Genomic DNA, 5,424 nt, shown 5'->3' on the forward strand with positions numbered 1-5,424 from the left:
GCCTCCTCCACCGCCTCCTCCTCCACCGCCGCGCCCGCCCCCGCGGCGGCACCCCATATCCCACGGATCCCCTCCTCTTCCTCCTCCGCGGCGGGCTCGTCGATCCCGGTTCCGCTGACCAGGCTGATCGGCCGCGACGGTGACGTGGTGGCGATCAGGGAGCTGCTGGAGTCCCATCGGCTCGTGACGATCAGCGGGCCCGGCGGGTCCGGCAAGACGCGCGCGGCGTTCGAGGCGGCCAGGGGCCACGGCGCGGGCGAGGGTCCGTGGGCCGTGCTGCTCGCCGACCTGACCGACCCGGAGCTCCTGCCCGACGTCATCGGCGCGGCCATGGGCGCGTCGTTCGTGCGGGGCACCGCGGAGCTGGCCACCGCGATCGGCGACCGCGAGATCCTCCTCGTCCTCGACAACTGCGAGCACCTGGTGGGAGATGTCGCCGCCCTCACGGAGGAGCTGCTGTCGCGCTGTCCGCGCCTGCGGCTGCTGACCACGAGCCGGGAGGCCCTCGCGATCACGGGAGAGGTCACCTGGGAGATACCCCCGCTGGACCCGGACGGCGCCGGCGTCGAGCTGTTCGTCGAGCGCGCGCTCGCCCTGCGGCCCGGCTGGCGGCCCCGCCGCTCGGAGCGGGAGATCGTGTCGGGGATCTGCCATGCCCTCGACGGGCTCCCGCTGGCGATCGAACTGGCCGCCGCGCAGACCCGGATCCTGTCGCTGGAACAGATCGCCGACGGCCTCGCCGACCGTTTCGACCTGCTCTCCACGGGGTCCCGTACGGCCCCGGCACGGCACCGCGACCTGGAGGCGGTGATCGAGTCGAGTGTCCGCCTCCTCACCGAGGGCGAGCGGGAACTCCTGGCCCGCCTCGCCCTGTTCGAGGGAGGCTTCGACCTGGAGGCCGCCCAGTGGCTCACCGACCGGCCGCGCGTGCTGCCGAGCCTGAGCGCCCTGGTCGCCAAGTCGCTGGTCGCGGCCGAGGCCACGGGCTCCCCCCGGCGCTACCGGATCCTGGAGACGATCAGACGGTACGCGGAGCGCCTGCTGACCGGCGACGAGCGGCGCCGCTGGGCGGACCGGCACGTCGCCTGGGCGAACGAGCTGGCCGAAACCGCGAACCGGCGGCTGAGGTCGTTCGACGCCGACGTCTGGATGCGCCGGCTCCAGCACGAGCAGGCCAACATGCGCGCGGCGCTGGGCCATGCCATGGCGACGGGCGACGTCGACTCCGCGCTGCGGCTCGCCTGCGCCCTGTCCTGGTACTGGTACCGCACCGGACACGGGCACGAGGGCATCGGATGGCTGACCAGGGCGCTCGACGCCGCCGGGGCCGACCATCCGGGGCGCGCGCAGGCGCTGGTGGGCCGGGCCATGCTGCGCTACCTCGTGGGCGACGCCTTCGGCGGCAACGAGGACGTCGTCCAGGCCTCGGAGGAGGGGGAGCGGACGGGCGAGATCGAGGTCGTCGCCCGCGCCCTGCCGTACCGGGCCTATTTCCAGCAGCTCACCGGCGACCCGGGGCGGTCGCAGGAACTGATCCAGGAGGCGGCCCGGCTGATCCCGAGCGTCGGCCTGCCGTGGATCGAGGCGGAGATGATGATGATCCGCGGCCAGATCACCAGGGCGACGGGGGACTTCCGGCTCGCCGCCGCCCAGCTGATCCAGGCCGCGGACATCGCCGACCTGTGCGGGCACGACTGGGCGTCCGTCTCCTCGTGGTGGATCGCCGCCAAGGTGTCCATGGACCTGGGCGACGCGGAGCGGGCGATCCGCCAGGCGGCGCACGGCGTCGTCCAGCTCGACCGGAGACTGGACGTCACCAGCTGGCTCGCGTGCGTGCACGTGCTGGCCGGAGCGCTCGGCATGGCGGGACAGCCGATGGAGGGCGCGGTGCTGCTCGGCGCGGTGGAGGCCATCGGCGGCCGGGTCGGCTACTCCCCCGCGGCCATGGACCCGGTGGACGGCCCGCGCAACGTCGCCGCCGTACGCTCCGCCCTGCCGGAGGAGACCTATGCGGAGGCGGTCGCCATGGGCGCGAGCCTGAGCCGCGACGACGTCACCGCGACGGCCAGACGCCTGATCCACACCAGCCCGGGGGACGACGCGGTGTACCGGCGGTGATCCGCGTGGACCATTCGTGACCGAGTCCTACCCGATCGGGTGATGTGACGGATCCGAGGCGTGATCAGCATGAAGTGAGGCGAGCCGAAGGAGCCAGGAGATGACCGAGCAGCGAGCCGAGCTTCCCCGCGCGCAATGGCACAGCTTCTTCGAGATGCTGACCAAGGACTATGAGGGTGCCGACGTCACCGTCGAGGTGTTGGACCGCGCGTTCGGGGACCAGGTGGAGGCCGCGAAGCTCCCGCTCGCCTACCTGGAGTACGACGAGAAGGACGACTGCTTCTCCGTCGGCCTGGGCGGGCGTGACAGCAAGTATCCGGTGGTGCTGCGGCATGCCGTCACGCGGCCGCGGCGGATCCTCACGACGTCGTCGATTCCGGGGACGCCGTGGGCGCTGGACATCGAGGACGAGGACGGGACGCAGACGCTGGTGACCCTCCACCTCCGGCCCGAGATCCGGTGACCCGAGATCCGGTGAACCGGGCCGTCCGGCTCGACGGGGCTACTCGCCGACGGCGTGGCTGAGCGCGGCGGCGAGCGTGGGATAGATGTTCATCCTGACGGTGAGACCGAGGATGGTGAACAGGTGCTGGATGTGCGGGCTCAGCCCGCACACCGTCACGCCCCCGCCCGAGCCGCGGGTGCGCGTGTAGCAGTCGAGGATGACCCGGATGCCGGAACTGTCGATGAACCGCAACGCGGTCAAGTCGAAGAGCAGCTGACACGACGGTTCCCTGTCGAGGGTCCGCTCCACCTGCTCGCGGAGCTCGGGCTCGGTCAGCACGTCGAGTTCACCGATCACGCTCACGACCGTGAACGGCGGGTGCGGCGAGACCGACACACGGAAGTCACGCACGCGCTCCACCTCCCAAGGTGAAGGACCCGGCCCGTTGGCAATTGTACGACCCGGCCGCCCAGAAGATGATCAAGCTCTGCGCCCCGGCCGGACCCCGCGCCCGGCCGCGCCGTCGCCACGGGGCGGCCTCACTCGCGGGAGCTCGTCGCGAGGGAGAAGTACGCCTCCTCCTCCTGGGCGAAGTGCAGGGTCAGCACGGCGTACAGGCCGTACAGGCAGGCCCGCAGGTCGTCGAGCTGCCCCGGACGCGGGCCGTCGGGCTCCGCGAGCTCGATGTGCCGGCCGAGCCGGGTGACCAGCCGGTCGATCTCGGCGTGCGCCCTGCTCATCGTCACCGTCGCCTCTGGGTCGCCGAGCAGTTCGCCCATCGCCGGATAGAGCCGCTGCTCCTCCTCGTGCTCGTGGGGCAGCAGTTCCTGGATGAGAAAGTCGTGAACCCGCCGCAGCCGGGCGAGGGTGTCCGGCGCCGGAGGTGAGGAGAGCTCGTCGGCGACGTCCCTGATCATCTCCAGGGGAGGGCGCAGTTCGGCGTGCTCGCTCTCGAACCGGCGGAGCAGGGCGTCCGTGCGGCCGTTCATCCGCCGCCGCGCGCCGAGGCCGGGGGTGAGCGCCCGGAGCGCGTTCAGGATGACGGCCACGTCGATGCCCTCCTGGAGCAGGGCGCCGCCCGCTGGGGGCAGGTATCCCAGCGCGGCCACGACCATGGCGGCCAGGGACAGCCCGATGCCCACGCCCGCGCTCTGCACGGCGATCCGCCGCGACCGGCGGGCGACGTCCATCGCGTCGGCCAGCCGGTCGATCCGGTCGGTGGTGAGCACCACGTCGGCGGCCTGCGCCGAGGCGCCGGAGCCGCGCGCGCCCATCGCCACGCCGACGTCGGCGGCGGCCAGCGCGGGCGCGTCGTTGATGCCGTCGCCGACCATCGCGGTCGTGGCCCGCCGCACCTCGTCCCTGACCCCCTCCACCTTGCCGGCCGGGCTGCGCTCGGCGAGCACCTGGTCCACCCCCAGCACCGTGGCGACGCTCTCCGCGACCTCGGCCCGGTCCCCGGTGAGCATCACCACCCGGTCGATCCCGGCCGTGCGCAGCCGCCGCAGCGTGCGCCCGGCGTCGCCGCGCACCTGATCCCGCAGCAGGATCACACCGGCGACCCGGTCGTCCACGGTCACCCAGACGGTCATCGCCCCGTCGAGCGCGGCCCTGGCCCGCTGGGCGTCCTCCCAGGGGGAGCGTGACGCCGTGCGCGCCTTCCCGACGCGGATCTTGCTCCCCTCGACGAGCGCCGTCGTGCCCGAGCCCGGCTCCTCCCGCACGTCGCCGGGCGCGGGCAGGGCGAGGCCCCTCTCGCGGGCCGTACGGACGATCGCCGCGGCCAGCACATGCGACGACATCTGGTCCACGGCGGCCGCCAGCCGCAGGACCTCGTCGCGGTCCCGGCCGGGGGCGGGAACGATGTCCACCACCTGCGGCCGGCCGACGGTGAGCGTCCCGGTCTTGTCCAGCACCAGCGTGCGCGCCCGGCCGAGGGTCTCCAGCGCGCCGCCGCCCTTCACCACCACACCGTGCCGTGCCGTACGGGACAGGCCGGAGGCGATGGCGGCGGGCGCGGCGAGCAGCAGCGGGCAGGGGGTCGCCACGACCAGCACGGCGACCGCGCGGACCGGGTCGCCGGAGACCAGCCAGGCCAGCCCGGCGACCAGGAGCGTCGCGGGCAGGAACCAGGCCGCGAACCGGTCGGCGAGCCGCACGATGGGGGCGCTGTCCGCCTCCGTCTCGCGGGCCAGCCGCACCACGCCCGCGTAGGTGCTCTCGGCCGCGGTCACCGTCGCGCACATGTCGAAGGCCGCGCCCGCGTTGACGACGCCGCTGGGTACGCTCTCGCCCTCGGAGTGCTCCACCGGCAGCGACTCCCCGGTCAACGCCGACTCGTCGAGCAGCGCGACGCCCCGCCGCACCACGCCGTCCACCGGAACCGTCTCGCCGCTCGGGACGAGCAGCAGGTCGCCGAGCCGTACGTCGTCGACGGGGACGACGTGCGGCGTTCCGTCGTCGTAGCGGCGTGCCGTACGCGGCGCGCGCTCGTACAGGGCCGTCAGGTCACGGCGGGCCCGGCGCAGCGCGTAGTCGTCCAGGACCTGGCCGGTCGAGAGCATGACGCCGATCAGCGCACCCGCCAGGTACTCCCGCACGGCGAGGGAACCGACCAGGGCGAGCACGGCGATGGCGTCCACGCCGAACCTGCCGTGCCGCAGCGCCGAGATCACCCACCAGGCGGCGGGGAACAGGGCGGCTACGATCCCCACGGTCCACGCCACGTCGGCCGCGCCGACGGCGCCGAACAGGTACAAGGCACCGCCCGCGAACAACGCGCCGATCGTCACGACGAGCAGTGCGATGAGGCCGAACCGTCTCACGTCCGTCCCCTCCCCCGAGGTGAATGCCCCTCCCCC

3 protein-coding genes and 1 pseudogene are annotated in these 5,424 nt (G+C 73.5%); 2 read left to right on the forward strand and 2 right to left on the reverse strand.

The features are described 5' to 3' along the window. Both IMZ11_RS41745 and IMZ11_RS41750 read left to right on the forward strand, forming a co-directional pair. Window positions 1-2,118: pseudogene (locus tag IMZ11_RS41745) on the forward strand (hypothetical protein); the annotation flags it as partial. A gap of 100 nt (window positions 2,119-2,218) precedes the next feature. Then, entirely contained in the window at window positions 2,219-2,581 is a 363-nt protein-coding gene (locus IMZ11_RS41750) for a DUF5335 family protein (protein WP_228648996.1), read from the forward strand. 39 nt (window positions 2,582-2,620) lie between these two features. Here the strand turns inward: IMZ11_RS41750 and IMZ11_RS41755 are convergent, their stop codons facing one another. After that, the gene (locus IMZ11_RS41755) at window positions 2,621-2,974 is read right to left on the reverse strand and encodes an STAS domain-containing protein (RefSeq protein WP_061255713.1); all 354 of its coding nucleotides are present in this window, start codon (window positions 2,972-2,974) and stop codon (window positions 2,621-2,623) included. Between the two features lie 128 nt (window positions 2,975-3,102). Further along, window positions 3,103-5,424 (reverse strand): heavy metal translocating P-type ATPase (locus IMZ11_RS41760; RefSeq protein ID WP_308066910.1); only part of this gene is annotated, 2,322 nt, incomplete at its 5' end.

Source organism: Microtetraspora sp. AC03309 (assembly GCF_020826795.1).
Lineage (GTDB): Bacteria > Actinomycetota > Actinomycetes > Streptosporangiales > Streptosporangiaceae > Microtetraspora > Microtetraspora glauca.